This window comes from Paenibacillus polygoni (genome assembly GCF_030263935.1).
In the GTDB taxonomy this organism is placed as follows: domain Bacteria; phylum Bacillota; class Bacilli; order Paenibacillales; family Paenibacillaceae; genus Paenibacillus; species Paenibacillus polygoni.
On the sequence record NZ_CP127162.1, the window covers coordinates 798,479 to 824,313 of the forward strand.

A 25,835-nucleotide genomic window follows, 5' to 3' on the forward strand; every position below is an offset into this window, starting at 1 on the left:
TTTGCTGCTTTATACTCCAGATGATCTCGCTTGTTCAGAGAACCCAGCACCCTTCGCTGTAAATAACATGATCTTAAGATATAAACACTACATACAGAAAATGGTTACACTAAAAATACATAGCTGTTTTATTCTTTTAGAGCTTAGATATGATATTGACGCGTAAAACAACGTCAAAAAGACCGCACTATTTAGATAGGCGGTCTTGTATGAAAACTTATGATTTGGAATTAATTCTTTTTGTTCGGATCAGGAAGGTCACGAGGGTTCCAGTTCTCCGCTTGAGGCTCAATATCCTCATGTTTTTTCACTTTTTCCTGCTGCTCAGGGGAATTGTTTTTGCTATCGTCTTGATTGCGTACTTGATCTCCTGTTTGTTGTTGCATCTGAATTACCTCCTTAACATGATTAACGTTGATTTCGACATAATAATAGTTACCCGATTAGACAGTACTCAAACATGAAGGGCACTTACCTGAAGGGTGTCATTTGTTATGCTGGCTAAGCTGCTTAAGGTGAAGATCAAAAGCTTTCATAACCCACAGATGAATGGCAGCCTGAGAGTACTTATAGATAAACCAAGGTAATGAAGGTACATAATCATGAATCGCTGCGATACATTCTCTCGAGTTTGGCAACTGTAAAAATTCAAGTCTCCCCTTATCAACTTCCCGCCTATTCACCAAAATTCCGCCTGTAATTCGGTATAGAGCATGAGATGAACTGCTTTTCGTTTGATCATAGGTTAGTTCGAGCATTGGAACTTTTATGGCCCTAGGAAAAATGCGGACATTCTGATCTTCACTTCTTGTAATCCGAAGGAACGGTTTCGTAATACGTGACAGCCACTCGGTGTAATAATGTAGAACCCACTGTGCATTTTTTCCTTCCGGTAAACAGAGCCGCTGTACGGATCTCACATCTGATTTCATAGATTTTTTCGCTAAACCCATCATTGAATAAGGAGTAATCGACGGACTATCAAACGGTTCTATCCAAAAGGTAACAGCAGGTACACCCGATGAGCTTAAGATCTGCTCTACTTCAAGTCTGCTTTGCAAGTGACGGGATCTGTCGTCTTTGTTATCTATCTCCGCCGGGGGCATGGTGCTGATATATATGATTTTTTTCATCTTGTTCCGCTGTGCTGCTCTGGCAAAATGCCCTGCTAAGATCGCATCCATATCCTCAGATCTGCCCTGAGTTAGTTTGGCGGAAGAATAAATGAATTGACTAATATAAATGGCATAGTCAGCTCCTCGCAGTGCTTCTTCCACATCGTCATAGGAGAAAAAGTCACAAGGGCGCCAAGTAACATGCTCTGTATCTTTATGTAGGTCAGCCCGTCCAGATAAGGCGATGATATGGTAATTCTTTTGTAGCTCGGTCATTAGATACTGGCCGATATGTCCTGATGCGCCGGTAAGGGCAATGACGGGACGATAATGCTTTTCTTGATCCATTGGGTTGTTTCTCCTTTGTTATTGCTTAACTGTTGATTTCACTACCTTTGTTTCCATCTTAACTTCCGATGAGCGGTATAAAAAGCGTGAGATTGCTTATTCTAAAGAGAATCATCTACAGGAATTTTAAGCTAATATTAAGATGTTTGTGACCGTAATATTAAGGTTTCTGGTTTATAATGCGATATGAGACAATTTCATAACTCATTCAAATGAGAGTCATTTATTAAAGTTTAATCATAGATTTTAGAATATTTAAAGAGGTGTGAATGCAACATGTCCAGAGAAGCAATCTTACTTGTTGATGATGAGAAGGAAATTATTGAACTTATTGAAATTTATTTAAAGAATGAAGGATACATAATATTTAAGGCTTTTAATGGGGTGGAAGCCCTCGAAATACTGCGCCACAACCCAGTTGATTTAATTATTCTTGATGTCATGATGCCACAAATGGACGGAATTCAAGCATGCATGAAAATACGAGAAAAAAATAATACTCCCATTATTATGTTATCTGCAAAAAGTCAGGATATGGATAAAATTTCAGGCCTAAGCATTGGTGCCGACGACTATGTTACTAAGCCTTTTAACCCGCTTGAACTGGTTGCCCGGGTTAAATCACAGCTTCGCCGGTACAAGATGCTCAATAACCGCAGTGATTCGGGCGATGATGAGATTGTGATTGACGATCTTGTCATTAATACGGCTACGCATACCGTGACGGTGGGGGACCAGGAAGTGAAGCTGACGCCCCGCGAATTTGATATCTTAAAGCTTCTGGCCGTTAATCAGGGAATTGTCCTAAGTATGGACAAAATATATGAGGAAGTCTGGAATGAGCCATTTATGGACTCGAAAAATACGGTCATGGTACATATCCGTAAGCTCCGTGAAAAAATTGAAAAGGATACGCAGCATCCTGCTTATATTAAAACGGTATGGGGCATCGGCTACAAAATGAGATCTGCAAAGGAGATGTAAGGGATATGAATACCAAAGTATACATCAGTATTCGTTGGAAATTCCTTGCCCTTTTTCTTGGATGCATGGGACTCACACTGCTGTTTGTGCTGATTGGGGGGCTGCTTGCTTCCTATGTTCTCAAACTAAACCCCTATAACGTGCCCCTGGCATGGATCATCAACCATGTTGGTTCTCAACCTACCATGCTTATTTTTGGAACAATATTTTTCATCACTTTATATATCTTTGTGACCCGCCCGCTTGTCTTACGTGCGAAGGAGCTTGCAAGCGTTCTTGAGGAGATGGCGGACGGACGGCTTCATACGACTGTAAAGGTGAAGGCTTCTGATGAACTGGGTACAATCGCAGGTAACATCAACAGCGTATCTGAACAGATTCATACGTATCTGGAGGAGATTAACCAAGGCCTTGCGAAAATCGCTAAGGGGAATTTCGAGCATGAAATTCCGGTTAGAGAAAACCATGAGCTTGGCCTAATTGCACAGAGTATCAACGCGATGAGCGAACAGCTGAATCGTTCCATTCAAGAAGAGCGAAACGCGGAGAAAACGAAGAATGATTTAATTACTGGTGTTTCCCACGACCTTCGAACCCCGCTTACTTCCATACTCGGATTCTTAGAAATCATTGATAAAGACCGTTATACGAGCGAGGTGGAACTTCGCTATTACATGAATATTGCGTATGAAAAATCACTTAGTCTCAAAAAACTCATCGATGATCTATTTGAATATACCCGTATTAACAATGGCATGCCTCTTCATTTACGTGAACTGGATGTAACAGGACTCATTGAGCAGCTGGCTGAAGAATTCGTTCCGAGTCTGGAGCAGGCGAACATGGTCATTCGCACACATGTACCGGATCATCGGGTGATGATTAAGGCAGACGGGGACCAACTTGTTCGGGCCTATGAGAACCTCATTTCTAACGCAATTAAGTACGCGAAGAGCGGTAAATATATAGACATTTATATTGAAAAAAAAGATGGACAGGTTGTTGTACGTATCTGTAACTATGGGGAACCTATTCCGAAGCGGGACCTTCCTTATATCTTTGAACGTTTCTACCGCGTCGAACAGTCTCGTTCGAAAGAAACGGGTGGAACGGGTTTAGGACTCGCGATCACCAAGAGTATCTTTGATGTGCACGGGGGTGAAATCTCCGTAGAAAGCTCGCCTAGACAGACGGTGTTCGAGACTCGACTGCCCATCTTGGAATAGCCTAACGACTGTTTAAAATAAATCAATGAAAAACTTAAGAGTTTGTTAAGCATTTAGATAAAAACCGTTAAGAAGTGTCTTGTAGTCTTGACTTTAACAAGAGGAAAGAAAGCAAGCGGCGAACGCCACTTCCTCTGACATATTTACTTCAGGAAGGAGCAAGACTTACAAATGGACAAGGTGGCATCTAAGATGCTTACACATAAAAGAATACTGCTGATAACGATGATCGTATTGATCTTCGCACTGGCTGCTTTTGTAAGACTCGACTTTCTCGTCTCGGTCAATCATAAAGTGTCGCATGATACAGTGAATTACGACATTATGGTTCGGCAGCTGCTGGAAGATGGAATTTATGCTTATAAGGATACGGAGCCAAACGCCCAGGTTACGCCGGGTTATCCGCTTTTTATGGCGGCAGTTTATAAGATGGTCGATTATCAGCATAATGATCCCTTTCCGTACATTCGGTATATCCAAGTCGGTATTAGCCTTGTTACCTTGGGGCTGATTTATTCCATTGCCCGAAAACTGGCGGGCCAAACGGTGTCGATCATTGTACTGCTCATAAGCGCAGTATATCCTCCGTTCATTTGGAGTAACGGCGCAGTGCTGACGGAGGTGCTGGCATGCTTTTTCTTAATGCTTTATATCCGCCTGCAGCTTCAGGCGTTTGAGAAGAAAACAAGAACCCTCGCTCTGCTTAGCGGTGCGGCAATGGGCTTGCTTGTGCTGACGCGTCCGGAATTTTTAATTCTAATTCCAGCGGTTTATGTGTTTTATTACTTTTGGAAAAAGAACTTTAAGCTCACACTGAAATTACTGCTGTTCACCTGTATTGGTACCGGGGTTGTTCTCTCACCTTGGGTGATCCGCAACATGGTAACACTGAACGAGGTCGTTATTGCTTCCACACAGGTCAATCCATTTGCGGCAGGTACTTATCCAGATAAAAACTATGATGATGGACTGGTAGACCGTCACGGTAAGACTCAAATGGAGGTCGCAAAAGAGCGGCTGAAGATCGGTTTTACTGAACACACCTGGACCTTTGTAAAATGGTATACCGTTGGCAAGATAAAATATATCTACTCCAATATGTATTTTGGCAGCGGTCATACCCCAACTTACAGTGTACTTCCAAGTCCGCTCGGCAGTATGCTTCATTTAGCACTTGTCTATTTTTGTCCGGTCGCTTTGATTGCTGCTGTTCGGAAATGGAGAAAGCCGCTCACGCTGCTTACGCTGATCGTTGTGGTTATGACGGTGACACGCTTAGCATTTGTACCAGAATACCGATATAACTACACTTCCATGCCACTGATTATTATGCTGGATACGGTGGTCGGCGTCGCGATCATACGCTGGTTTTGGAATAAATACGTAAGACCCTCACATTCACAGAAAGGAGCTGTTATCTATGACGAATCAACCAACCATTCATAATTCTTCGCTCAAAGTACTTGTCATCGTTCCTGCTTATAACGAGGCGGAAGGCATTGGGCAAGTGATTCGCCAGATTCGTCAAGATATCCCTTATGTGGACGTGCTGGTCATCAATGACGGATCAAGTGACGACACCAGTCGGATCGCGAGAGCTGCAGGTGCGAGCGTTATCGATCTGACCTGCAATCTGGGCATCGGTGGAGCCGTGCAAACGGGTTACCGCTATGCGGCTGAACATCATTACGATTATGCGGTGCAGATTGACGGGGATGGGCAGCATAATCCGAGTGATCTGAATCGGCTGCTGGATGCGATCCTTGAGACAGGAGCGGACATGGTCATTGGTTCTCGCTTTATTACAAAGGAAGGGTTTCAGTCGACCTTTGCCCGTAAAATGGGTATCGGTCTACTGTCTGCCCTTTTGACCCGGCTTACCGGTCAGTCTGTAACCGACCCAACTTCAGGGTATCGTTTTTGCGGGAAACGGGCGATTTCTCTGTTCGCTCGCGAGTACCCGACCGACTACCCAGAAGTAGAAGCACTGATGCTCTTGTATAACCGGAAACTCACCTTTGCTGAGATTCCTGTCATCATGAAGGAACGTCAAGGCGGGGTATCTAGTATCTCGGCGATGAAATCCGTGTACTATATGTCCAAGGTGATCCTATCTGTCTTACTCATGAAAACCATGAAAAAGAGAGCGTGGGAACATGGCTATGAATCTTAATGTTTACTTTGTCAGCTTTTGTATCAGCTTAGCGTTTGCCGCTACGATTCTATATTTAATTCGCAAGCGAAAACTGAAGGAGCAGTATGCACTGCTTTGGCTTTTGATGAGCGCGATCATGATGGTGTTATCTTTATTTCCGTCCATTTTGGATAGGCTGGCGGTACGCATTGGTATTTTCTATGCTCCGTCGCTGCTTTATTTGCTGAGTGTGGTTGCCATACTATTCATTCTGCTGCATCTGACGATCACCGTATCTTCTCTAACGAACCGGGTCGTCGTACTGACGCAAACGCTTGGGCTTACGGAGGAACGTATTCAAAAGCTCGAAAAGCAGGTCGAAAAAGCAGCAGTGGTACAGGGATTAACTACAGCGGAAGAGGAGGAACAAGGGATAGCCATACCTGACTTCTCGCCATCTTCTGAGCTGCACCTTAAACGTAAACAATCCTATGACCAAGTTTGCCCTTCATCTCTAGCCCCTGATGTTCATGGTGTTCCCCCACAGGATCCGAGCAGGGAGGAGATCCGGTAAGATGGCTTATATTATGTTATTGCTCAATATATTACTGCTTGTCTCTGGCCAGATTGTTTGGAAAATGGGGCTTGAACAGCAGGGAGGCATTCAGCTCGGCAATTTCGTGTCCGTCTTATTTTCACCTCTAATCCTGCTAGGCATTCTGTTTTACGGCTTGGCTACAGGGCTATGGTTTATTGTTCTCTCCAAGCTGCCGCTAAGTGTAGCCTATCCGCTGCAAAGCCTTGCTTATGCGATTGGAATCGTGGCCGCCTGGTATATCTTTGGGGAAAGTGTCCCCCTGAATCGCTGGATCGGAGTGGCAGTCATTGTGATCGGTGCGGCTATCATTGCTGCAAAATGACGGTACCGCTAGACTAATTAGTGCTTGCGCGGAGCATTTATTCATCGAGAGAATCTGCATCTGTCTAATCCTTACGTTGAGAAAGCAATCAACATGATAGGATGGGCAGATGCTTTTTTATGTTCCATTACGTTTTGTCCTAAGAACGAACAGGCAGGGTATGGTATACTTTATTCCATCATTTAGATGTTAAATAACCATATACTTTAGATATAGTAGGTGAGCGTTTGTGAAGACAATAGCTGTAATTGGAGGCGGCATTACCGGATTATCCGCAGCCTATACCTTGCAAAAAGAAATGGAGAAAAGAGACTTTGCTGCTCGTGTTATTTTACTTGAATCGGGCAGTCAGCTGGGCGGCAAGATTTGTACTGCTCACGATGACAGCTTCACGATGGAGACGGGAGCAGATTCTATTGTCACTCGTAAAAAACATATTTTCGAAGTCATTGAAGAGTTAAAGCTTACAGAAAAAGTGGTTTATAACGAGACAGGGACTTCTTTCATCCACACGGATGGAGAGCTCAAGCAGATTCCGGAAGATGCGATGTTTGGGATCCCGATGAGCATTGAGTCTCTTGCAGAGACCACACTGATATCTCCCGAAGGAAAAGTTGCCGCTATGAAAGACCTTTACACGCCCAATGAGACGTTTACAAAACAGGACTCGCTTGGGGATTTCCTTGAGGCATTTCTTGGTACGGAATTTGTGGAAAAGCAGATTGCACCGGTGATTTCCGGGGTGTATTCGGGCAATATTCATGAACTGACTCTTGCATCAACGATGCCTTATTTATTGGATTACAAAAATCAGTATGGGAGTCTCATCCGTGGCCTGGATGCTCATCGAAGCGAGCTGAAAGGTCCCAAAGAAGGCAAGAAATTTTTATCTTTTGAAGGCGGAATGTCTGAACTTATAGATGCCTATGAGCGAGAACTGACGGATGTAACCATCTGTAAGAATACGGCCGTTACCAAAATCGTTCATGGACCGCAGGAAGGAACCTATACTATTTCCATTTCTGATGGAGAAGATATAAGTGTAGATCAGATCATTCTAGCTGCGCCCCATAAGGCAGTAGCAAATATGCTTCAGCATGAAGAACTAAATCACGATTTTGAACAGCTGCGCAGTTCTTCGATGATCAGTATCTATCTCGGGTATGATGTACCAGATGAGCGGCTTCCGGCGAATGGGACCGGATTTATTACTTCTGATAGCAGCGATCTCATCTGCAACGCCTGCACTTGGACGAGCCGTAAATGGAAACATACTTCGAAGAAGAGTAAGCTGCTAGTCAGACTCTTTTATAAAAGCATAAATCCAGCCTATGAACAGATGAAGGATATGTCACAAGAAGAACTGCTGCAAGCAGCAGCAGAAGATGTACGGAAAAGTCTTGGTCTGTCCGAAAATCCTGTTTCTTATAATGTAAAAGTATGGCATGAGGAAATGCCGAATTATCACCGGACTCATCATCAGTTGGTTCGTTCACTGGAAGAGAAAATGTCAGCACACTATCCAGGTATTTTTCTCGCTGGTTGTTCTTATTACGGCGTAGGTGTTCCAGACTGTATTGCAAATGGGGAGAAGACTGCTGCGAAGGTAATAGAACAGCTATAGAAGGACACAAAACTCATGGTTTGGCAGGGGAAGAAGAATCCTAGATCTTCATGTCTTTACTGTACTTATCGCTATTTTTCCTGTATAGTTCAGGCATAACATAGGAATAGAGCTGGAGTGATTCGATGAGTAAGGCAAAAGGTAAGGGCGGAACAGGAAGAGGTACAGGAAAAAAAGGATGGAATCGTTGGCAAGCAGGCGAACGCCGCGCTAACAATTCTCCTAAACCATACAAGAGTAAAGGGACAAAGAAAACAGAGAATAGTGAAGCCGGCTCAGCCGATCATCGCTAATTTTTATGACATATGAGATTGATAGACATAAACTAAAGAACTCGCCGTTTCGGCGGGTTTTTTTTGTATGAGCAGACAGTGAATGTGACCTTTATTAAAGAATGATGAAGATCCGGTGTAGAAGGAGAATTTTTGATGAATTAGCTTCTGTGAACGGTTCATCTATAACGGAGTCAGTGTAATGAATATTGCAGAATAATAAGTATGAAATGGGACTCGTTATTCTCGTTAGCATCCTTCATTCTACAAGGCTTGAGGGACTATTTTAATTAGGGAGGTTTACATTTTGGCAGAAGATAAGAAACAGAACAAGACAACCGGACAAGATGTGAAACGAGAGACACTAACCACCCGCCAGGGACATCCGGTGACGGATAATCAAAACATCCGTACCATCGGCAATAGGGGCCCTGCAACACTTGAAAACTACCACTTTATTGAAAAAATATCTCACTTCGATCGAGAAGAAGTGCCAGAGCGTGTGGTTCACGCGCGTGGAGCCGGCGCATTTGGATATTTTGAGACCTACGGTAAAGTAGGAGATGAACCTGTAGAAAAATATACGCGTGCGAAAGTTTTTTCGGGTGCAGGTAAGAGAACACCGCTTATGGTTCGTTTCTCCACGGTGGCAGGATCCAAAGATTCACCCGAGACAGCACGAGATCCGCGCGGATTTGCCGTAAAAATGTACACAGAAGAAGGTAACTGGGATTTGGTAGGGAATAACCTGAAGATTTTCTTTATCCGTGATGCAATGAAGTTTCCAGATATGATTCACGCCTTCAAAGCAGATCCAGCTTCCAATGTAGCGAATCCTCAGCGGATGTTTGATTTTGTTTCCCGTTCGCCTGAAGCTACTCATATGATTACTTTCTTATTTTCACCATGGGGTATCCCGGCTACATACCGTCATATGCAGGGCTCTGGTGTAAATACTTATAAATGGGTGAATGACAAGGGTGAGGCAGTTCTCGTGAAGTACCATTGGGAGCCGAAACAAGGCATTCGTAACCTAACGCAAGAAGAGGCAGATGCTATCCAAGGGAAAAATGTGAGTCATGCGACACAAGATTTGTATGAAGCGATCGAGCGCGGGGATTATCCTGAATGGGAGCTGTATGTACAAATCATGGAGGATGATTACCATCCTGAACTGGATTTTGATCCGCTTGATGATACCAAACTTTGGCCGGAGGACAAGTTCCCGTGGCTTCCGGTAGGCCGCATGGTTCTAGATCGTAACCCGGTAGATTATCATGCAGAGATTGAGCAAGCTGCTTTTGGTACGGGAGTTCTGGTTGATGGCATGGACTTCTCGGATGATAAAATGCTGCAGGGACGTACCTTCTCCTACTCGGATACGCAGCGCTATCGTATAGGTGCGAACTATCTTAAATTACCAGTAAATGCACCGAAAGTACCTGTACGGACGAACCAACATCGCGGACAAATGGATATTCGTGATCCAAAAGAGTCGGGTGACAATCCGAATGTTAACTATGAGCCATCCATGATTGGAGGCTATCAGGAGGCAACTAGTGAAGGTCGCCCTCAGCACCGCCCAACGTATAATGCGGAGGCGATGAGTGCTCCTATTGACCGGCCGAACAATTACGGTCAAGCAGGTGAAACCTATCGCAATTTTGAGGACTGGGAACGTGATGAACTCATTAAGAACTTATCCGAAGCACTTGCCGTCTGTGACAAACGAATTCAAGATGCCATGATTGAACACTTTACTGAGGCGGATCAGGACTATGGCCGTCGTGTGCGGGAAGGGCTTGAGAAGAAACGAAAAGAACTTGAGGATACGAAAATGGATAACAAGCTTCCGGGCCGTGAAGCAGGCCAATCCAAATATCGTCAAGGTTCCCTAGCCGAGAATGAAGCGACAGCAGATGCAGTGAAAAACAGCCGCGAAGCGGATCCATATTAAAATTGTAGAGAGCAAGTTATAAGTGGTTGCCATATTATCAGTTAACTGATAATGTTGGCGGCCATTTTTTTGTTTTGAATTTTACTCTGATGAACATGAACCCTTAGTTCAGGTAACAACAGAATCCGCTTTTTTATTTGCTTTAGGTTGTAAAATAGCCATTCATATTTCCTTTCTTAGTAAAGGAGGAATGAGCAATGGAAAATCTAACCTTGGAGGAAATGGTCTATCTTATTACGAATATAGGTTTCCCAATGGCGGTGTGTGTTATTCTACTTCGCTATGTGCTGCAAACCATCGGGTCACGTCTTGATAAACTAGATAGTTCTTTACTAAGACTTAACCGGAGCATCAGAGAGCTGGATACCGAAACGAAGGCAAAACATACAGCGTCTGAACGGAAAAAGGAAGAGTGATGAGACTCATTTCTGTTATACTGGGTCTTTGACTAACGTACTCCATTCCGAAAGGTTGATATAAAACAAGATGAGAAAACCATTCCTACAAATAAGTTTAATGGCAGCAGGACTGATTTTGTGTCTGTCGTTCCTGTCCGCATGTGACAATGAAGCGGCTGAATCAGATGTTCAGGCTTCTCCTGCGCAGCAGGATAAAATCATTTATAAGCTGGAAGAAGAGAATGAAGTGGACCTTGCTAAAAGGGATGAAGAAAAGGAGCAGATCAATAAAGTAAGCACCCTTGTGTATTCACATATGGAACAGGAGGGGAAAGAATTTACAGGAATAGCTGAGTTCTCAAACGAATCGAATGAGCCGATCACTATTGAGATGAGACTGCCGCAAGAAGCAAAGCAAGCACTGTCGAAGCCAAGCATCTCCGTGCTTGAAAGAAAATTAAAAACAACTGTTTACGAAGTTTCATTTTCGGCTAATGAAGATTTCTTTAAAGATAAACCGAATACAGAAGTTTTTTATGAGCTCAAATGGAAACAGCTTATAGGCGATACGATGCATACGATTGTAAGGTTTGAAAGTTCGGTAGAGACAAGCGATTTATTCTAGTCTGTTTCCATAATATTACAGAAGGTAATCAACTCTTTGCGTTTCGAATTCTGTAAGAAGGGTAATTTTCAAACAAGAAGGTAACCATACTACTTACGAAGGAGGAAATGATCATGTTGAAAAAAAGAGGATTGTTGTTAACAGCTGTTGGTGCTGGAGTGACATACTTGATGAGAAATAAAACGGCACGTGATAAAGTGTTTAACACGGTATCCGGTATGATGAGAAGTTCGCGTTCTTCCCACGGTGGACGAAAATCACCGCGCATTGACTTGAACTAGTTCGTTGACTTGAACTAGTTCGTTGACTTGAGCTGGGAAGATCGGTAAAAGATAACTCGGCCACACTCGTGGTACGGGTTATTTTTTTGCTTCCGTACTCGGCAGAACTGGATAAGCTGCACGTCAAATGGTAGACTGGTGCTAACTTACGTGAGGAAGAATGAAGGGAACAACAAGAAGGAAGTGACTTTATGAGCAAGATTCAGCCCCCTGTGTTTGAACAGGTGTATAGCATTATGGAGGAATCGTTTCCTCTGATTGAATATCGCACGTTTGAAGGACAGCAAGCTTTGCTTGCGAATCCAAGCTATCGACTGCTCACCAAAGAGAATGACCTGGGTGAGGTCATCGCCTTTCTGGGCGGGTGGGAATTTGATGAATTCTGTTTTGTAGAGCATATCGCTGTAAAACCATCTATTCGCGGCGGCGGGCTGGGTAAGCAGCTGATGATGGACTTTATAGCACAGATGAATAAGCCGGTCGTGCTTGAAGTGGAACTGCCGAATGAAGAAATAAGTAAGAGAAGGATTGGATTTTATGAGCGGCTTGGTTTTCATCTGAATTCTTATCCCTATGTGCAGCCGCCGCTTCGAGCGGGACAACCCGATTTTCCTCTGATGGTAATGAGTTATCCAAATCTGCTTACAGAGGAGCAGTTTCAGTCTTACCGGGATACCCTGTACGCAGAGGTATATCAAGTAGAACCAAAGTAGAGAGCAACTAACTTTCAGACCATTTTCCAGTGTAACTGCATGGGGAATGGTTTTTTGCTGTTTATATCATTTTTGTGGATTGGGAATTGTCATGTTTTCTTCCTTTTTTTAATCGGTCCGAAAAGAGATATTCTGTGATACAATAAACTCTCTATGACGGTAATATCGGTTACGAATATAACAGGAGGATTCACATGACAAAAGGCATGTTTATTGCGGTTGAGGGTCCAATAGGAGCTGGAAAAACGACGCTGTCGTCCATGCTTTCCAAGGAACTAGATATCCCTTTATTAAAAGAAATCGTAGAAGAGAATCCGTTTCTCGGAAAATTCTATGAAAATATAGATGAATGGAGCTTTCAGCTCGAAATGTTCTTTTTGTGTAATCGGTATAAGCAGTTGGAAGACACGACGACGAACTATATCCAGCATCACAAAAGAGTTATTTCCGATTATCATATCTATAAAAACTTGATTTTTGCACAGCGCACGCTGAAGGGTGTCAAAAGAGAGAAGTATCGCAAGATCTATCACATCCTTACTGATGATCTTCCGAAACCAGATCTTATTATATATATCAGAGCGAATCTTGATACGCTGCTTAAACGTATTGCGAAACGCGGTCGCTCTTTTGAACAGAAGATGGACCCTGCTTATCTTGAACAGCTTATTATAGATTACGATGAAGCAATGACGTCTCTTGCTGAGAGAGAGCCAGATACAAAAATTATTACAATTGACGGTAATCAGATCGATTTTGTCGCAAGTCCGGAGCAATTTGACCTGATTGTGTCTGAGATAAAGGAGTACATTCAATGAACGACTATAACATCCCGCAAAATGCTTTGATTACGGTGGCGGGGACGGTAGGTGTAGGAAAATCTACCTTAACTGCTGCACTTGCGGATCGACTTCATTTCAAAACCTCTCTAGAGAAGGTGGATCATAACCCTTATTTGGAGAAGTTTTATCATGATTTTGAGAGATGGAGCTTCCATCTGCAAATTTATTTTTTGGCTGAACGTTTTAAAGAGCAAAAAAATATTTTTGAAGCAGGAGGAGGATATGTTCAAGATCGTTCGATCTATGAAGATACCGGTATTTTCGCTCAAATGCATGCAGATAAAGGCACGATGAGTGAAACGGATTTTGAGACTTACACAAGCTTATTTGAAGCAATGGTGATGACTCCTTATTTCCCTCATCCCGATGTACTTATCTATCTCGAAGGAAGCCTTCCATCGATCTTGAACCGGATCAAAGAACGCGGCCGCGAGATGGAAATTCAGACAGATCCGTCCTATTGGGAAGAGATGCATGGACGCTACGCGAAATGGATTGGTGAATTCAGCGCTTGTCCTGTGCTCAAATTAAACATTGATGAGTATGATGTGCATGATCCTGCTTCCTTAGACAGCATACTCACGGAAGTTGGTAAGACGATTACTAAGCATCGAAACAATAAGTAAATCTAGGAATAGGCTCCTCTCGGCATACGGGGTATGAGAGGGGTCTTTTTTTGTCCTAATGTAGTGATGTGCAGATAGGAGCAAGAAGTATGCAGTAAACAACTTATTTGATAACGCTTACATAAAAAACCGTATTCTAATTCGGGAGGTTGCTTTAGATATATAGCTTGTAAGTGTTGTCTGACGGATAATGAGGAGAATCTCTGAGACAACAATCATGGATAGTCAGATCAGGGAGGTAAGGAGGATGTAAAGCAAAGAAGCTATTCATTTGAGGAGGGATTGTTTAATGAAGAAAAAATTCAGTGTGCTGCTTGTTCTATCGCTTATTGCATCAATGCAGCCAGCTGCTGCGAAAGCGTCTGATGTTTCGTCCGAAGCATCAGCTCTGCGGTCAGTGAACGCAAGCAGTGACAGCTTCCGTTCTTCGGAAAAAAGCGAGATACCGACTGACTCAGTCGGAACGATCTATGTGGTAGATGATAACTTTGAAGAGGTTGAACTCGGTGCTACCCCTGCAGATTACGTAGTTCTACCCGATCCACAGGATGCCGACCATACCGTGACGGTGGTAGATACTCCAGCAAGTTCAACAGGGAATTCATCAGCAAAGAGTCTAAAAGTTTATGATAATGCGCCTGTAAATACAGAGTTCACTCGGCAGTTTACAAAACAGACAGGTGCCTTTGTTGTAGAAGCTGACGTCATGTCCGAATCATGGCCGGGGACTTCCATTTTGCTTCAGCTACAGGATGAGACAGGTACTAAGATTCCGCTCTCTATTGAAATTCGGAAACCAACGCAGCCAGCGGCAGAAGGGACGGATACTTTCGTATATAAACGCAGTGGAGCCGACTATAAGCTTGCAGACCATCCGGAAAATAACCGCTGGTATAACATGAAGATCGCGGTGGATATCACGGCACAGACCGCCGATATCTATATTGATCATGTGCTTAGTGCAGACGATGTACCGCTTCAAGCGGATATGCGAGATAGTGGAATCAGCCGCATTATGGGGAAAATGCCGGGAAGCGGCAAGGGTACGATCTATTATGACAACCTAAAAGTGTATAACGAACCTGTAGCATCTCCAAAGGGACTTAAAGCTTTGCCTGGCAATGGAAAGGTTCAACTCGATTGGCAGCCGGCTGCTGGAGCTGCTTCTTATACAGTGAAACGCAGTCAAAAAGATGGCGGTCCTTACGAGATCCTAGCAAAAGGACTGAACGAATTTAGCTATGTTGATGAAACCGTAAAGAACGAAGTCCATTATTATTACGTAGTGACTGCAACAGGACCCGCTGGAGAGAGCGGCTTATCTAATCAGGCCACAGCACTGCCGAGCGAGAGTGCAGTGAAACCGGATGTTCCAAGCGGACTTACCGCTGCTACCCGAAGTGGTCAGATCGATCTGAATTGGCAACCGCTAACACAACAGGCAGTGACCTATACGGTAAAACGCAGTCAGACCATGACCGGTCCTTTCGAGATCGTTGTCAGTAAAATTAGCGGTTCCTCTTATCGAGATTCCGGTCTAATAAATGGACAAGTATATTACTATACGGTATCTGCATCAAGTGTTGCTGGTGAGGGACCAGGTAGTGAACCGATTCAAGTTACACCGGTGCAACAGCTGAGAACACCGGAGATAACAGGCGAAGGTATCTCTCAGGGTGCTCTTATTTCTTGGTCTGCTGTCGATGCAGCTGAGAGCTATTCCGTACAGCGAGCGGTATACGCGAATGGACCATTTGAGGAACTAGGAATTACCAAATCCACATCCTATACCGATACGAATGTCATTAGCGGCAAGCCCTATTATTATCAGGTAGTCGCCAGAAATCAGGATTCGCGCAGCTTAGGATCAGAAGTGGTTGTTGTGAAGCCTCAAGAACGCGACGGGTTGCCACTGGCAGGACCTCAGGAGGTTAGGATCATACCGAGCAATGAACAGCTGACCCTGAAATGGGAGCCTCTGGCGGGAGCTGATACGTATTCGGTAAAAAGAAGCTTGTCTGAAGACGGCTCTTATTTAACCATCGCGGATGGTTTGACAGAGACTTCCTTTACTGACACAGGCCTTACGAACGGAGAGTCTTATTACTATATTGTATCTGCTGTCATCGGTGGAGCAGAAAGCGCAGCTTCCCTTCCCGTTCGTGACATTCCAGCTCGCCGTATTACCGTAGCACTAGACGGAAGCGGAGATTATCAGACCGTACAAGAGGCCATTAATGCAGTACCAGATCAGAATACATCCCAGGTAATTATTTATATTAAGAACGGCATATATCGCGAAAAATTGGTCCTTCCGGCTACAAAACCAAATATTCGGATGATCGGGGAGAGCAGGGAAGGTACCGTTCTTGTGTATGGCGACAGTGCGAGTACCCCGGGAGCAGACGGCTTGCCCATGGGAACTTCCAATAGTTCTGGATTCAAGGTACTGGCTAACGACTATTCAGCAGAGCGATTAACGATTATGAATGATGCTGGAGATGATGCCGGTCAGGCGGTTGCCTTGTATACCAAAGGAGATCGTATGACATTCAGGGAAGTCAATCTAAAGGGTTATCAAGATACCTTTTATGCCAATGATGGTCGTCAGTATTTTGTAGACAGTTATATTGAAGGAGATGTTGATTTTATCTTTGGCGGAGCCACTGTTGTTTTTGAGAACAGTATTATTCACAGTCTGAATGATGGTTACGTCACAGCGGCATCCACCCCGGAAGACAAACTAGGTTATGTATTTTTGAATAGCCGATTCACTGCAGAACCAGGACTTACAGGTACAGTTCCTTTGGGACGTCCGTGGAGACCTTATTCTAATGTATATGTCATTAACAGTGAACTCGGTGATCACATTGAATCAACGGGATGGGATAACTGGAGAAATCCTGCGAATGAACTCACCGCCCGCTATGGAGAATTTGCAAGTTATGGACCTGGGGCAAATCCAGCGGCAAGATACGCTTGGTCAACACAGCTAACATATGAGGAAGCATCTTTGCTCACTCCCGAACATATTCTGTCTGGGAATGATGGATGGAACCCAGCCTCTATGATTGCCGTTCCAGACGGTGATGCAGCCTTATCCTCGATCATCATTGGCGGCCAGCCGCTGCCAGAATTTGATGCAAACCGGTTATCTTATGAAGTTACAGTGGGAGCTGGTGAGGATGTACCTCTACTAGAAGCCGAGGTTCGTTCTGCATATGCCAAAGTGGACATCATACAGGCGGGTGGGGATTCAAAGCAGGCTTTTATTACGGTTACTGCACAAGATGGAAGTGAACGTGAATATAAAGTTCAGTTTACTACACAGGAACAAATTGATCAGACCCCGCCGCTGCTCAATCTTTCCGTTGATAAGCCGGTATTGTACCCAAGGGGCAACAAGCTGGAGGAGATTAAAGTAACGGCTTTTGCGGAAGATGACCTTTCTGGAGTAGCGAAGATCAATCTAGTATCGATTACAAGCAGTGATGAAGATCAACATGAAGGACACCAAAGAGCTGATATTCAAGAAGCAGAGTTTGGTACTCCTGATTTTGAATTTATGCTCCGTGCTGAGGTAAAAGGCGGGTTGAAAGAACGCATATATACGATTGTATATGAAGCAATTGATCATGCGGGTAACCGGACACTTGCTGAAACAACAGTAACAGTAAAAAAAGAAAAAGAAAATTAAATTCATTTAAATGATGAGGGTTGATGAAGGTAGAGGTATCCCGTTTGCTTACATGCAGACAGGGTGCCTCTATTTTTGTATACAACGATTTGATGCAAGTAAAAAGGAGTCATTTAAGACATGTCGAATGAAATATACATAGTAGAATTTGACATTAATTAGTAATTATTTTGAATAGATTTGTAAACGCTGCCATATTAATTAAGCTTGAGTTAGAGGTGGAGGGTGAGTTATGCGCAACTATTGGATCAAGCTTTTGGTGTTCTGTCTTTTACTCGGTGCGGTACCTACCCTATTTATCGGCCTGTTTTCTTACATCACAGCTTCTCAAGATGTTAAGGATAAAGTACAGGCAGCCAATATGCTTATGTTACAACAGACTGAAATGCAAGTAGAGCAAATGCTGCATACGTTAGAAGATTCCGTCACCCAGTTTGCAAACACAGCTTTGGTTCAGGAAGCCTTTCATCAATCCCTTACCAACGAAGACTTTGTTACCGTTCGAAAGCTTACGAATGAGATGGCGAATCTGCGGTCTTCAGCTGATATTAAAGATGCGTATATTATTCAATTTGAAAAAGAATGGGCACTTCATTTTGCTGCACTCCGAAAGCTTCAGGACTTACCGAATCTAGATGAATTTGAAGCCTATGCAAGTGAATCTAAGGGGCTGATGTGGAATACAAGAGCAAAAACTCAACCTGCAGCTCAAACGGAGCTGGGCAGTGATGACTCAATGGATGCGCTGGAGGTTCCCGAAGAAACGATCAGTTTGATCTATAAGCTGCCTTTACTCGCGGGTACGGATAAACCGGAAGGCATGATTGTTGTTCGGGTGATGTCAGATGAGATCAGAAGCGTGCTGACGAAGAGTAGGGAACTCGGAAACAGCTATATCCTTGATGCTTCAGGCCAAATGTTTCTCTCTTCCGCTTCGGAGAAAAGAGAGTATGCAGAGATTAGCCATGCCATTAGGGAACAAATAAGGATTACATCTTCTTCCAGTGGTTTTTTTAACACAAAGTCAGGCGGCCAGAAGCTTGGAGTGAGTTACCGTGTTTCTAGTTACAATGACTGGGTGTACGTATCTGTTACCTCAATCGCTGCTGTAACCAAGGAATCCCAGTCCATCGGTCTCATGACGATCGCTGTTTGTGTTTCTATCCTGCTTCTAGTAGCGGCAATTTCATACTTTGGCAGCCAGCGTATGTATAAGCCAATTCGTTATCTAACGCAGCTCACTAGAGAAGCCAACGAAGAAGCAGGCATGATAGAGCAGAAGGATGATTTAGTGCTGATTCAGGAAGGTATTAAGGCACTGGCTTCTACCAAAAGTAAACTGAAACACGTAATGCAAGGACAAATTCGGCATTTACGCGAATTTTTTGTGATCAAACTTTTCACAGGGCAAATGTCGGAGGAAGAGTTGTTACAGCGCTCTGATATGTACGGGTTTCCAAGAGAATGGAAGCATCTGCTCGTCTTTGCCATTCAGATTGATGATCTTTCCTACACGAGGTACGCAGATGAGGATCGTGAACTTTTATTATTCGCGCTAAATAATATCGTAGAGGAATTGCTGCCCCCTGATCGCAGATTTAGTCCCGTTTTGCTTGGTGAAACTCAGATCACATTGATTGCGAATCAGGACGGAAGCAGAGAAGAAATTTTAGAATATGCAGTCGAGCAAGCTGAAATGATACAAGCTAAAGCAAAGGAATATTTACAGCTTCAGATCAGTATCGGGGTGAGCAGACCTTTTCAAAATATCGCAGATGCGGTCATTGCATATGGGGAAAGTCTGGAAGCGCTGCGCTGCAGAAACAGCCTTGGTTCCGGCATGATTGTCTGTGTTGAAGAAATCGACAAACGTGCGTCAGGCGAAACAGCAGTATATGGACATCTCAAACCGCTTGAAGAGCAGATGGTACACTCCTTACGGGAAGCAGATCTTGAGAAAACCATGGGGATGCTGGACCAGTATTTGTCTGCTGTATTGCACAAGAACAGCTACGTCAAAGAAAGACGAATTCTACTTTTGCAGCTGATAATGCGAATTCTGCAAATTGTTCAAGAACAAGGAATCCCGGTCCATAAGATCATTGAAGGAGAAAAAACGATTGAGCGATTCCTAAAACTACAGACTCACGAGGAGATTAGGTCATGGTTTGAGCATCGGCTGCTTACACCGATTGTAGATATCCTGCAAGAACGGCAGGAGAGTCAGTTTGTCAGCGCAGCTGAAAAAATGGTGTCCATTATCCATGAACGTTATGATCAGGAACTCACACTCGAAGCGATTGCAGCAGAGCTTCATTTTCATCCGGTGTATTTAGGGCGTGTATTTAAGAAAGAGGTAGGGCGTACCTTTAGTGATTACGTAAGTGAGTTCCGAATGAAGATGGCTAAACACATGCTGGAGACGACAAACATGAAAATTTCGGAGATTGGTGAGAAATTAAGATATAAAAACATCAGTGCCTTTATTCGGGCATTTCGTAAAATGTACGGATCAACGCCAGGCCAATATAGAGAAGAGCGAAGCAGTTCACAAATGGCTGCAGAAGGGAAGTCTGTAGATCATGCCTGAAAAGAGGGAGGATTCACCTTCTTTTCTTAGAAGCAGCATACCGAAATTTTCGGGGTGCTGCTTTTTTATATAAGCAGTAAAAACGATAAAGTTGTACCCTGCACATCACTGGTTGCCTGCTGCGCATAAGTACGGTAATGACAGGTATTATCAGCGGTATTTGATTAACCTGCTGTGGAGGTTGCCCCGTAGGTATAGCTTGCACTGATTCCTGAATGTCATAATCAGGTCACCAAGCGACAAAGGAGGTAAATACCGCAGATGAAGAGCGAATCGACGTTACATAATCCGGATCAGGTAGATGTATTCGTACCTAAATCTAAGATGAAGGGTGCGGTCATGCGTGATCTAATCCGGGATCGATGGTTGTATTTCATGTTAGCGCCGGGTATAGCTTACTTTATTATTTTCAAGTATGTTCCCATGTACGGCATTACGATGGCTTTTCAGGACTATCAACCTTACCTCGGTTTTTTTGACAGCCCATGGGTAGGTTTCAAGCATTTCGAAAGATTTTTTGGTGAACCGCAGTTTTGGATGTTATTCCGTAATACAGCAATCCTTGCGCTATATAACTTAATTTTTTTCTTTCCGCTCCCTATTGTGCTTGCATTGATGCTGAATGAGGTCAGGTCTTCTTTTTATAAAAGATTTGTCCAAACCTTAGTATATATTCCGCATTTTGTATCATGGGTTGTAGTAGTAGGTATATTCTACATGCTCTTTACGACGGAGAATGGACTGATTAATGAATTTTTATTCCAATTAACAGGTAAGAAAATCGCTTTTCTGCAAGATCCAGAATGGTTCCGCTCAATGATCGTAACGCAGTCTATATGGAAAGAAGTCGGCTGGGGGACCATTATCTTTCTTGCTGCACTGGCTGGCGTAGATCTTCAGCTGTATGAAGCAGCGAGAATGGATGGAGCAGGGAGATGGCGTCAGTTGTGGCATATCACTCTGCCTGCGATTAAAAGTACCATTGTTATTTTGCTCATTCTTCGGCTTGGTAATTTCCTCGATTCCGGTTTCGAGCAAATCTTCCTGATGCTGAACCCAACCACTCGGGATGTAGGTGAAGTGTTTGATACGTACGTCTATGTGAAAGGGTTGACCCAGGCGCAGTATAGCTACTCTGCAGCTGTTGGATTATTCAAATCAGTTGTGGGACTGGTCCTTGTCGTCTCGGCAAACTGGCTGGCTAAACGGTTTGGTGAAGAAGGCGTTTATTAAAGGAAGGGGTCAAATGCAATGAAACAAGATAAAACCATCGGAAACCGGCTGTTTGATATCATCAACAACTCACTGCTGCTGTTTGTGGCTTTAGCATGCTCACTGCCTTTTATATATGTAGTCGCTGTCTCTTTCACGAGCCCAGCTCAAGTGGCTCAAGGCGGAATCATTCTATTTCCGAAGGAATGGTCACTCTCGGCGTATCGTTACATTTTTTCTACCGATACATTGATGCGAAGTATGATGGTTTCAATCTACATTACAGTAGTCGGTACGTTCATTAACCTGGTATTCACTTCACTCATGGCTTATCCATTGGCGAAAAGACATCTTCGCGGACGCAGGACAATTATGATGGGAGTACTGTTCACGATGCTGTTCGGCGGCGGACTCATCCCCACTTACTTTGTCGTAAAAGCGCTCCATTTAACGGATACCTTATGGTCCTTAATGATTCCTACGGCAATCAGTGCTTTTAACCTCATCGTGCTAAAAAATTTCTTTCAACAAATTCCTGATGGACTGGAAGATTCCGCAAAGATCGATGGATGTAATGATCTGGGCGTTCTTATTCGGATTGTCCTGCCTTTATCTTTACCGGCGATGGCGACTTTTGGTCTGTTCTACGCCGTTGGACATTGGAACCAGTTCTTTAACGCAATTCTTTATATCAATGACAATACAAAATGGCCTATTCAAGTCTTACTTCGTGAGATCGTGATTCTCGCATCCGGCCGCATAGGAGACACCAATATTGATGACGCGGAGATCCAGCCGCTGACGATTCGAATGGCGGTCATCGTGTTTGCTACACTTCCTATCTTGGTCGTATATCCGTTCCTGCAAAAACACTTTGCTAAAGGAGCAATGCTGGGCTCAGTTAAGGGTTAAATTATCATTTGATATAGGGGGAAAAAAGATGAAGAAGAAAGTTCATTTGTTGTCCGCTTCCGTTATGACTGCTGCACTGGTATTATCCGCATGCGGCGCGGGAAAAGAAGCTGCCGTGCTCGATGGAAGTAAGCCTTATTCACTGAAATATGTTGTAAATCAGGTAGGGGAGATTCCGACAAAAGGAAATGAGATCGAGAAAGCCATTATGGAGTACACGAATACTGATCTTAATATCCAGTGGATCCCCGCGTCTGCTTATGATGAAAAAGTGAATGTAATGATTGCATCAGAAGAGCTGCCTCAGCTAATCAAGCTCGGATATAATCCCACAACGATTGGAGCTCTCAAAAATGGACAGTTTTGGGAAGTGGGACCTTTTATCAAAGATTACCCTAACCTGGCAGCACAGAGCGAGGAATTCTATCAAAACATCAGCGTAAACGGTAAAATATACGGAGTACCTTTGTTCCGTGACCTCGGAAGGGCAACGCTGCACTACCGGAAAGACTGGCTCGATACACTTGGGCTGCAGGCTCCTGTTACCCTGGATGACTGGTATAATGTGATGAAAGCGATTGCTAAGAAAGATCCAGATAAGAACGGAAAAGACGATACGTATGGCCTAGTATTTGATAAAAAGTATAATCAAGAGGCAGCCTCAACACTGACTCGACTCGCCGTCTCCCAAGGTGCGCCTAACAAATGGGCAGTGGATGAAGAAGGTAATTTCACACCGGAATTTATGACCGAGCCTTACTTTGAAACCATGAAACTGGTAAAGCGTCTGTATGAGGAAGGTTTAATCAATCAAGATTTTGCAGTCGTAGACACAAGCGAAATTGATAAGTTATACGAGTCAGGCCGTGCGGGAATTCGTTTCTCCGGAGGGAATGCCCAGTCTTGGCAGGATAAAGTGATCAAGAACGTTCCAGAAGCCGTGATTGATGTGGCTCCAGTTACCGGTCCCGAAGGGCGAAGACTCCCTGGAGAGACAGGCAACGCAGGATTCCTGGCGATTCCTAAGAAGACGGTAAAAACAGAAGAAGAAATGAAGCTGATTCTAAAATTTGTTGACCAGTTGATGGATCCAGAAATGGCGACTCTTTTAGTTAAAGGGGTAGAGAACAAACACTGGAAGGATGCAGGTGATGTAACGGAGGTACTGGACCGTGATGCGGATCTGAAAGAAGTGAAGCCGTACCGTGATACGATGCCGAACCGTAACGAAAACTATAATATTGAAAAGCTGGCCAAACAGCCAGATCTGTTCCGTAAAAGCCAAAAGTTTGTAAAAGAAAATGATGAGTTTATCGTGCCTAACCCTGCGTTGACTCTAGATTCTGCAATCTATTCGGAGCGGGGTAAGGAGCTGGAACTGATGACCACTGATGCACAGACGAAATATATTATGGGTCAAATAGATGAAGCTGGCTGGCAGGCAGCGATCGAACAATGGAAGAAGCAAGGCGGCAACCAATTGATGGCTGAATATAAGGAAGCTTACTTGAATATTAATAAATAAGAGACAGGCAAGTGTGATAGAGATAGAGATAGAGGCAGTTAAACACTGTCTCTATTTATTGTTTTGATGAGATGTAACAAAGTCGAAAAATAAGATATATCTTAAAAAATGAAATAAATAGAAAAAACATTTTCGTTTTGATGTATTTTCATGTCTCTTGTTCAGGTAAAAAGACTTATTCGTTATTTAACATAACATTACATATATACGTTTAAAGTTCTATCTTGTATAATACATTATTATTTATTTAGTAGTTAGTCATAAATATGAGTACGGATTTAACCGAGATGGAGGGCTTCATGGGACCAATTAACACAAATGAAAAAGGCACAGGAACCAGCGAACGGTTCTCTTCTTCAAAAGGATTTATATTAGCCGCAATCGGCAGTGCAGTTGGACTCGGTAATATGTGGAAATTCCCTTATATCACAGGGGAAAATGGAGGCGCAGCCTTCTTCCTATTATTTATTGCATGTCTGGTTGCAGTAGGACTTCCTGTTCTGCTTGCTGAGCTGTCAATCGGCCGGGCGGGCCGGGGAAGTGCAGCTTCATCCTTCGTAAAAGCAGGGGGAGGGAGAATTTGGGGAAAACTAGGATTTATCTCCGTAATTGCTCCTTTCCTAATCATGACGTTCTATATCTTAGTAGCTGGCTGGACTCTTCACTATGCAGTACTGTCCTTTAGCGGGCAGATGACGGCGGGAGTAGATTTCGATGCTCAGTTTGTTAAGTTTACAGGAAGTTACTTGCCTTTAGTCTGGGCATTTGTTGCGATGGCGATCGTTGCTTTGGTTGTTATAAAAGGGATATCTGGGGGAATTGAGAAGTTTAACAAAATACTCATCCCTGGAATGCTTGTTCTGCTTGTCATTCTTATGATTCGTTCGATCACACTGCCAGGTGCGATGGAAGGCGTGAATTTCTTCCTGGCTCCTGATTTCTCAAAGCTTACTCCAGAGGCCGGACTTGTTGCACTCGGACACGCTTTCTTCTCTTTATCTTTGGGAATGGGTACTATGATTACGTACGGAGCATTTGTGGATCGGAACCAATCGCTAGGATCAGCTACTCTTGCTGTAGGTGTAGGTGATTTGATCTATGCTTTCATAGCAGGTCTGATCATTTTCCCGACAACATTTGCTTTTGGGATTGATCCAAGTTCCGGACCAGGGCTTGTATTTGTAGCTTTGCCGGCTGCTTTCTCAGCGATGCCGCTGGGCTGGTTGTTCGGAGGTCTGTTCTTTGTTCTGCTGGCAATTGCCGCGCTGACTTCTCTAGTATCCTTGCTTCAAGTACCCGTTACGCATGCGATGGAAAAATGGAACTGGAGTCGTAATAATGCAGTGTGGATTATTTCTCTGCTGATCTTCTTGGTGAGTATTCCGTCAGCTCTTTCCATGGGTCTGATGAAGATTAATATCGGGGAACGAAATTTCTTTGACTATGTAGATTTCTTTGCTTCGAACTGGCTGCTTCCTATTGGCGGACTCATTGTTACTCTATTTGCGGGATACTTTTGGAAGACGGCTGCAAAAGAAGCAGGCCTTACGACAAAATGGTTCCGTATCTGGCTGTTCATGCTTCGTTATGTAGCACCAATTCTGATGATTTTTGTATTCTTACATTCAACTGGAATTCTAAAATTCGAATAAAGCAGAAACAAAAATATAACGAAATGTAAGGCTTCCCTTTTCTTATAGGGGAGCCTCTTTTCATTATCTTATGAAGATGGATAGCAACAAACAACAAATTTCGACAATTATCTCTGCGTGCATCTGCTATATTGAAAATACATCTTTGAAAGATAGGGTGAAACTGTTCCTTCGAGAGGGGA

General features: G+C 43.6%; 23 protein-coding genes. 21 read left to right on the forward strand and 2 right to left on the reverse strand.

What is annotated here, in order from left to right:
* Positions 1–230 precede the first annotated feature (230 nt).
* Entirely contained in the window at positions 231–386 is a 156-nt protein-coding gene (locus QPK24_RS03795; protein ID WP_285746316.1) for a hypothetical protein, read from the reverse strand.
* Positions 387–485: 99 nt separating this feature from the next.
* A complete protein-coding gene (locus QPK24_RS03800; RefSeq protein ID WP_285746318.1) occupies positions 486–1,463 on the reverse strand; it encodes an NAD(P)H-binding protein in 978 nt (325 codons plus the stop codon).
* A 276-nt stretch (positions 1,464–1,739) separates the two neighbouring features.
* Here QPK24_RS03800 and QPK24_RS03805 point away from each other — a divergent pair, with 276 nt between their 5' ends.
* From QPK24_RS03805 to QPK24_RS03905, 21 genes are all read left to right on the forward strand, one after another.
* The gene (locus QPK24_RS03805) at positions 1,740–2,447 is read left to right on the forward strand and encodes a response regulator transcription factor (RefSeq protein ID WP_285746320.1); all 708 of its coding nucleotides are present in this window, start codon (positions 1,740–1,742) and stop codon (positions 2,445–2,447) included.
* A 5-nt stretch (positions 2,448–2,452) separates the two neighbouring features.
* Positions 2,453–3,673, forward strand: coding sequence for a sensor histidine kinase (locus QPK24_RS03810; protein ID WP_285746322.1), 1,221 nt, complete (start codon positions 2,453–2,455; stop codon positions 3,671–3,673).
* 192 nt (positions 3,674–3,865) lie between these two features.
* The gene (locus QPK24_RS03815; protein WP_285746324.1) at positions 3,866–5,119 is read left to right on the forward strand and encodes an ArnT family glycosyltransferase; all 1,254 of its coding nucleotides are present in this window, start codon (positions 3,866–3,868) and stop codon (positions 5,117–5,119) included.
* Positions 5,094–5,846, forward strand: a complete 753-nt coding sequence (locus QPK24_RS03820; protein ID WP_285746326.1) for a glycosyltransferase family 2 protein — start codon at positions 5,094–5,096, stop codon at positions 5,844–5,846. The genes QPK24_RS03815 and QPK24_RS03820 overlap by 26 nt, the downstream gene beginning before the upstream one ends.
* The gene (locus QPK24_RS03825) at positions 5,830–6,381 is read left to right on the forward strand and encodes a DUF2304 domain-containing protein (protein WP_285746328.1); all 552 of its coding nucleotides are present in this window, start codon (positions 5,830–5,832) and stop codon (positions 6,379–6,381) included. The genes QPK24_RS03820 and QPK24_RS03825 overlap by 17 nt, the downstream gene beginning before the upstream one ends.
* 1 nt (position 6,382) lies before the next feature.
* Positions 6,383–6,727, forward strand: a complete 345-nt coding sequence (locus tag QPK24_RS03830) for an EamA family transporter (RefSeq protein ID WP_285746330.1) — start codon at positions 6,383–6,385, stop codon at positions 6,725–6,727.
* Positions 6,728–6,956: 229 nt separating this feature from the next.
* Positions 6,957–8,351, forward strand: a complete 1,395-nt coding sequence (gene hemG, locus QPK24_RS03835; protein WP_285746332.1) for a protoporphyrinogen oxidase — start codon at positions 6,957–6,959, stop codon at positions 8,349–8,351.
* A gap of 125 nt (positions 8,352–8,476) precedes the next feature.
* On the forward strand, positions 8,477–8,644 hold the full coding sequence (locus tag QPK24_RS03840) for a DUF3934 family protein (protein WP_285746334.1): 168 nt from the start codon (positions 8,477–8,479) through the stop codon (positions 8,642–8,644).
* 286 nt (positions 8,645–8,930) lie between these two features.
* On the forward strand, positions 8,931–10,580 hold the full coding sequence (locus QPK24_RS03845; RefSeq protein WP_285746336.1) for a catalase: 1,650 nt from the start codon (positions 8,931–8,933) through the stop codon (positions 10,578–10,580).
* 197 nt (positions 10,581–10,777) lie between these two features.
* A complete protein-coding gene (locus QPK24_RS03850; RefSeq protein WP_285746337.1) occupies positions 10,778–10,996 on the forward strand; it encodes a hypothetical protein in 219 nt (72 codons plus the stop codon).
* 70 nt (positions 10,997–11,066) lie between these two features.
* Positions 11,067–11,603, forward strand: coding sequence for a hypothetical protein (locus QPK24_RS03855; RefSeq protein WP_285746339.1), 537 nt, complete (start codon positions 11,067–11,069; stop codon positions 11,601–11,603).
* 113 nt (positions 11,604–11,716) lie between these two features.
* Positions 11,717–11,884: a hypothetical protein gene (locus QPK24_RS03860; RefSeq protein WP_285746341.1), complete on the forward strand. Its 168-nt coding sequence runs from the start codon at positions 11,717–11,719 to the stop codon at positions 11,882–11,884.
* 191 nt (positions 11,885–12,075) lie between these two features.
* Positions 12,076–12,597 carry a GNAT family N-acetyltransferase gene (locus tag QPK24_RS03865; protein ID WP_285746343.1) on the forward strand — a complete coding sequence of 174 codons (522 nt, stop codon included), beginning with the start codon at positions 12,076–12,078 and terminating at the stop codon, positions 12,595–12,597.
* Between the two features lie 194 nt (positions 12,598–12,791).
* The gene (locus tag QPK24_RS03870) at positions 12,792–13,415 is read left to right on the forward strand and encodes a deoxynucleoside kinase (protein WP_285746345.1); all 624 of its coding nucleotides are present in this window, start codon (positions 12,792–12,794) and stop codon (positions 13,413–13,415) included.
* Positions 13,412–14,065, forward strand: a complete 654-nt coding sequence (locus tag QPK24_RS03875; RefSeq protein ID WP_285746347.1) for a deoxynucleoside kinase — start codon at positions 13,412–13,414, stop codon at positions 14,063–14,065. Before QPK24_RS03870 ends, QPK24_RS03875 begins: the two co-directional genes overlap by 4 nt.
* 289 nt (positions 14,066–14,354) lie before the next feature.
* Positions 14,355–17,762, forward strand: a complete 3,408-nt coding sequence (locus tag QPK24_RS03880; RefSeq protein WP_285746349.1) for a pectinesterase family protein — start codon at positions 14,355–14,357, stop codon at positions 17,760–17,762.
* Between the two features lie 232 nt (positions 17,763–17,994).
* Positions 17,995–20,352 (forward strand): helix-turn-helix domain-containing protein, encoded by a 2,358-nt coding sequence (locus tag QPK24_RS03885; protein WP_285746351.1) that lies wholly within the window; start codon positions 17,995–17,997, stop codon positions 20,350–20,352.
* 324 nt (positions 20,353–20,676) lie between these two features.
* A complete protein-coding gene (locus QPK24_RS03890) occupies positions 20,677–21,585 on the forward strand; it encodes an ABC transporter permease (protein WP_285749075.1) in 909 nt (302 codons plus the stop codon).
* 18 nt (positions 21,586–21,603) lie between these two features.
* Positions 21,604–22,476 carry a carbohydrate ABC transporter permease gene (locus tag QPK24_RS03895; RefSeq protein ID WP_285746353.1) on the forward strand — a complete coding sequence of 291 codons (873 nt, stop codon included), beginning with the start codon at positions 21,604–21,606 and terminating at the stop codon, positions 22,474–22,476.
* A gap of 28 nt (positions 22,477–22,504) precedes the next feature.
* Complete coding sequence (locus QPK24_RS03900; RefSeq protein ID WP_285746355.1) at positions 22,505–24,001, forward strand: extracellular solute-binding protein; 1,497 nt, start codon at positions 22,505–22,507, stop codon at positions 23,999–24,001.
* A gap of 299 nt (positions 24,002–24,300) precedes the next feature.
* On the forward strand, positions 24,301–25,653 hold the full coding sequence (locus QPK24_RS03905) for a sodium-dependent transporter (protein ID WP_285746357.1): 1,353 nt from the start codon (positions 24,301–24,303) through the stop codon (positions 25,651–25,653).
* Positions 25,654–25,835: the final 182 nt, after the last annotated feature.

Coding starts and splice junctions, on each gene's coding strand:
- QPK24_RS03900 (WP_285746355.1), top strand. CDS start 22,505: ATGAAGAAGAAAGTTCATTTGTTGTCCGCTTCCGTTATGACTGCTGCA.
- QPK24_RS03880 (WP_285746349.1), top strand. CDS start 14,355: ATGAAGAAAAAATTCAGTGTGCTGCTTGTTCTATCGCTTATTGCATCA.
- QPK24_RS03805 (WP_285746320.1), top strand. CDS start 1,740: ATGTCCAGAGAAGCAATCTTACTTGTTGATGATGAGAAGGAAATTATT.
- QPK24_RS03895 (WP_285746353.1), top strand. CDS start 21,604: ATGAAACAAGATAAAACCATCGGAAACCGGCTGTTTGATATCATCAAC.
- QPK24_RS03855 (WP_285746339.1), top strand. CDS start 11,067: ATGAGAAAACCATTCCTACAAATAAGTTTAATGGCAGCAGGACTGATT.
- QPK24_RS03800 (WP_285746318.1), bottom strand. CDS start 1,463: ATGGATCAAGAAAAGCATTATCGTCCCGTCATTGCCCTTACCGGCGCA.
- QPK24_RS03820 (WP_285746326.1), top strand. CDS start 5,094: ATGACGAATCAACCAACCATTCATAATTCTTCGCTCAAAGTACTTGTC.
- QPK24_RS03860 (WP_285746341.1), top strand. CDS start 11,717: ATGTTGAAAAAAAGAGGATTGTTGTTAACAGCTGTTGGTGCTGGAGTG.
- QPK24_RS03885 (WP_285746351.1), top strand. CDS start 17,995: ATGCGCAACTATTGGATCAAGCTTTTGGTGTTCTGTCTTTTACTCGGT.
- QPK24_RS03810 (WP_285746322.1), top strand. CDS start 2,453: ATGAATACCAAAGTATACATCAGTATTCGTTGGAAATTCCTTGCCCTT.
- QPK24_RS03890 (WP_285749075.1), top strand. CDS start 20,677: ATGAAGGGTGCGGTCATGCGTGATCTAATCCGGGATCGATGGTTGTAT.
- QPK24_RS03840 (WP_285746334.1), top strand. CDS start 8,477: ATGAGTAAGGCAAAAGGTAAGGGCGGAACAGGAAGAGGTACAGGAAAA.
- QPK24_RS03825 (WP_285746328.1), top strand. CDS start 5,830: ATGGCTATGAATCTTAATGTTTACTTTGTCAGCTTTTGTATCAGCTTA.
- QPK24_RS03850 (WP_285746337.1), top strand. CDS start 10,778: ATGGAAAATCTAACCTTGGAGGAAATGGTCTATCTTATTACGAATATA.
- QPK24_RS03875 (WP_285746347.1), top strand. CDS start 13,412: ATGAACGACTATAACATCCCGCAAAATGCTTTGATTACGGTGGCGGGG.
- QPK24_RS03795 (WP_285746316.1), bottom strand. CDS start 386: ATGCAACAACAAACAGGAGATCAAGTACGCAATCAAGACGATAGCAAA.
- QPK24_RS03865 (WP_285746343.1), top strand. CDS start 12,076: ATGAGCAAGATTCAGCCCCCTGTGTTTGAACAGGTGTATAGCATTATG.
- QPK24_RS03870 (WP_285746345.1), top strand. CDS start 12,792: ATGACAAAAGGCATGTTTATTGCGGTTGAGGGTCCAATAGGAGCTGGA.
- QPK24_RS03830 (WP_285746330.1), top strand. CDS start 6,383: ATGGCTTATATTATGTTATTGCTCAATATATTACTGCTTGTCTCTGGC.
- QPK24_RS03815 (WP_285746324.1), top strand. CDS start 3,866: ATGCTTACACATAAAAGAATACTGCTGATAACGATGATCGTATTGATC.
- QPK24_RS03905 (WP_285746357.1), top strand. CDS start 24,301: ATGGGACCAATTAACACAAATGAAAAAGGCACAGGAACCAGCGAACGG.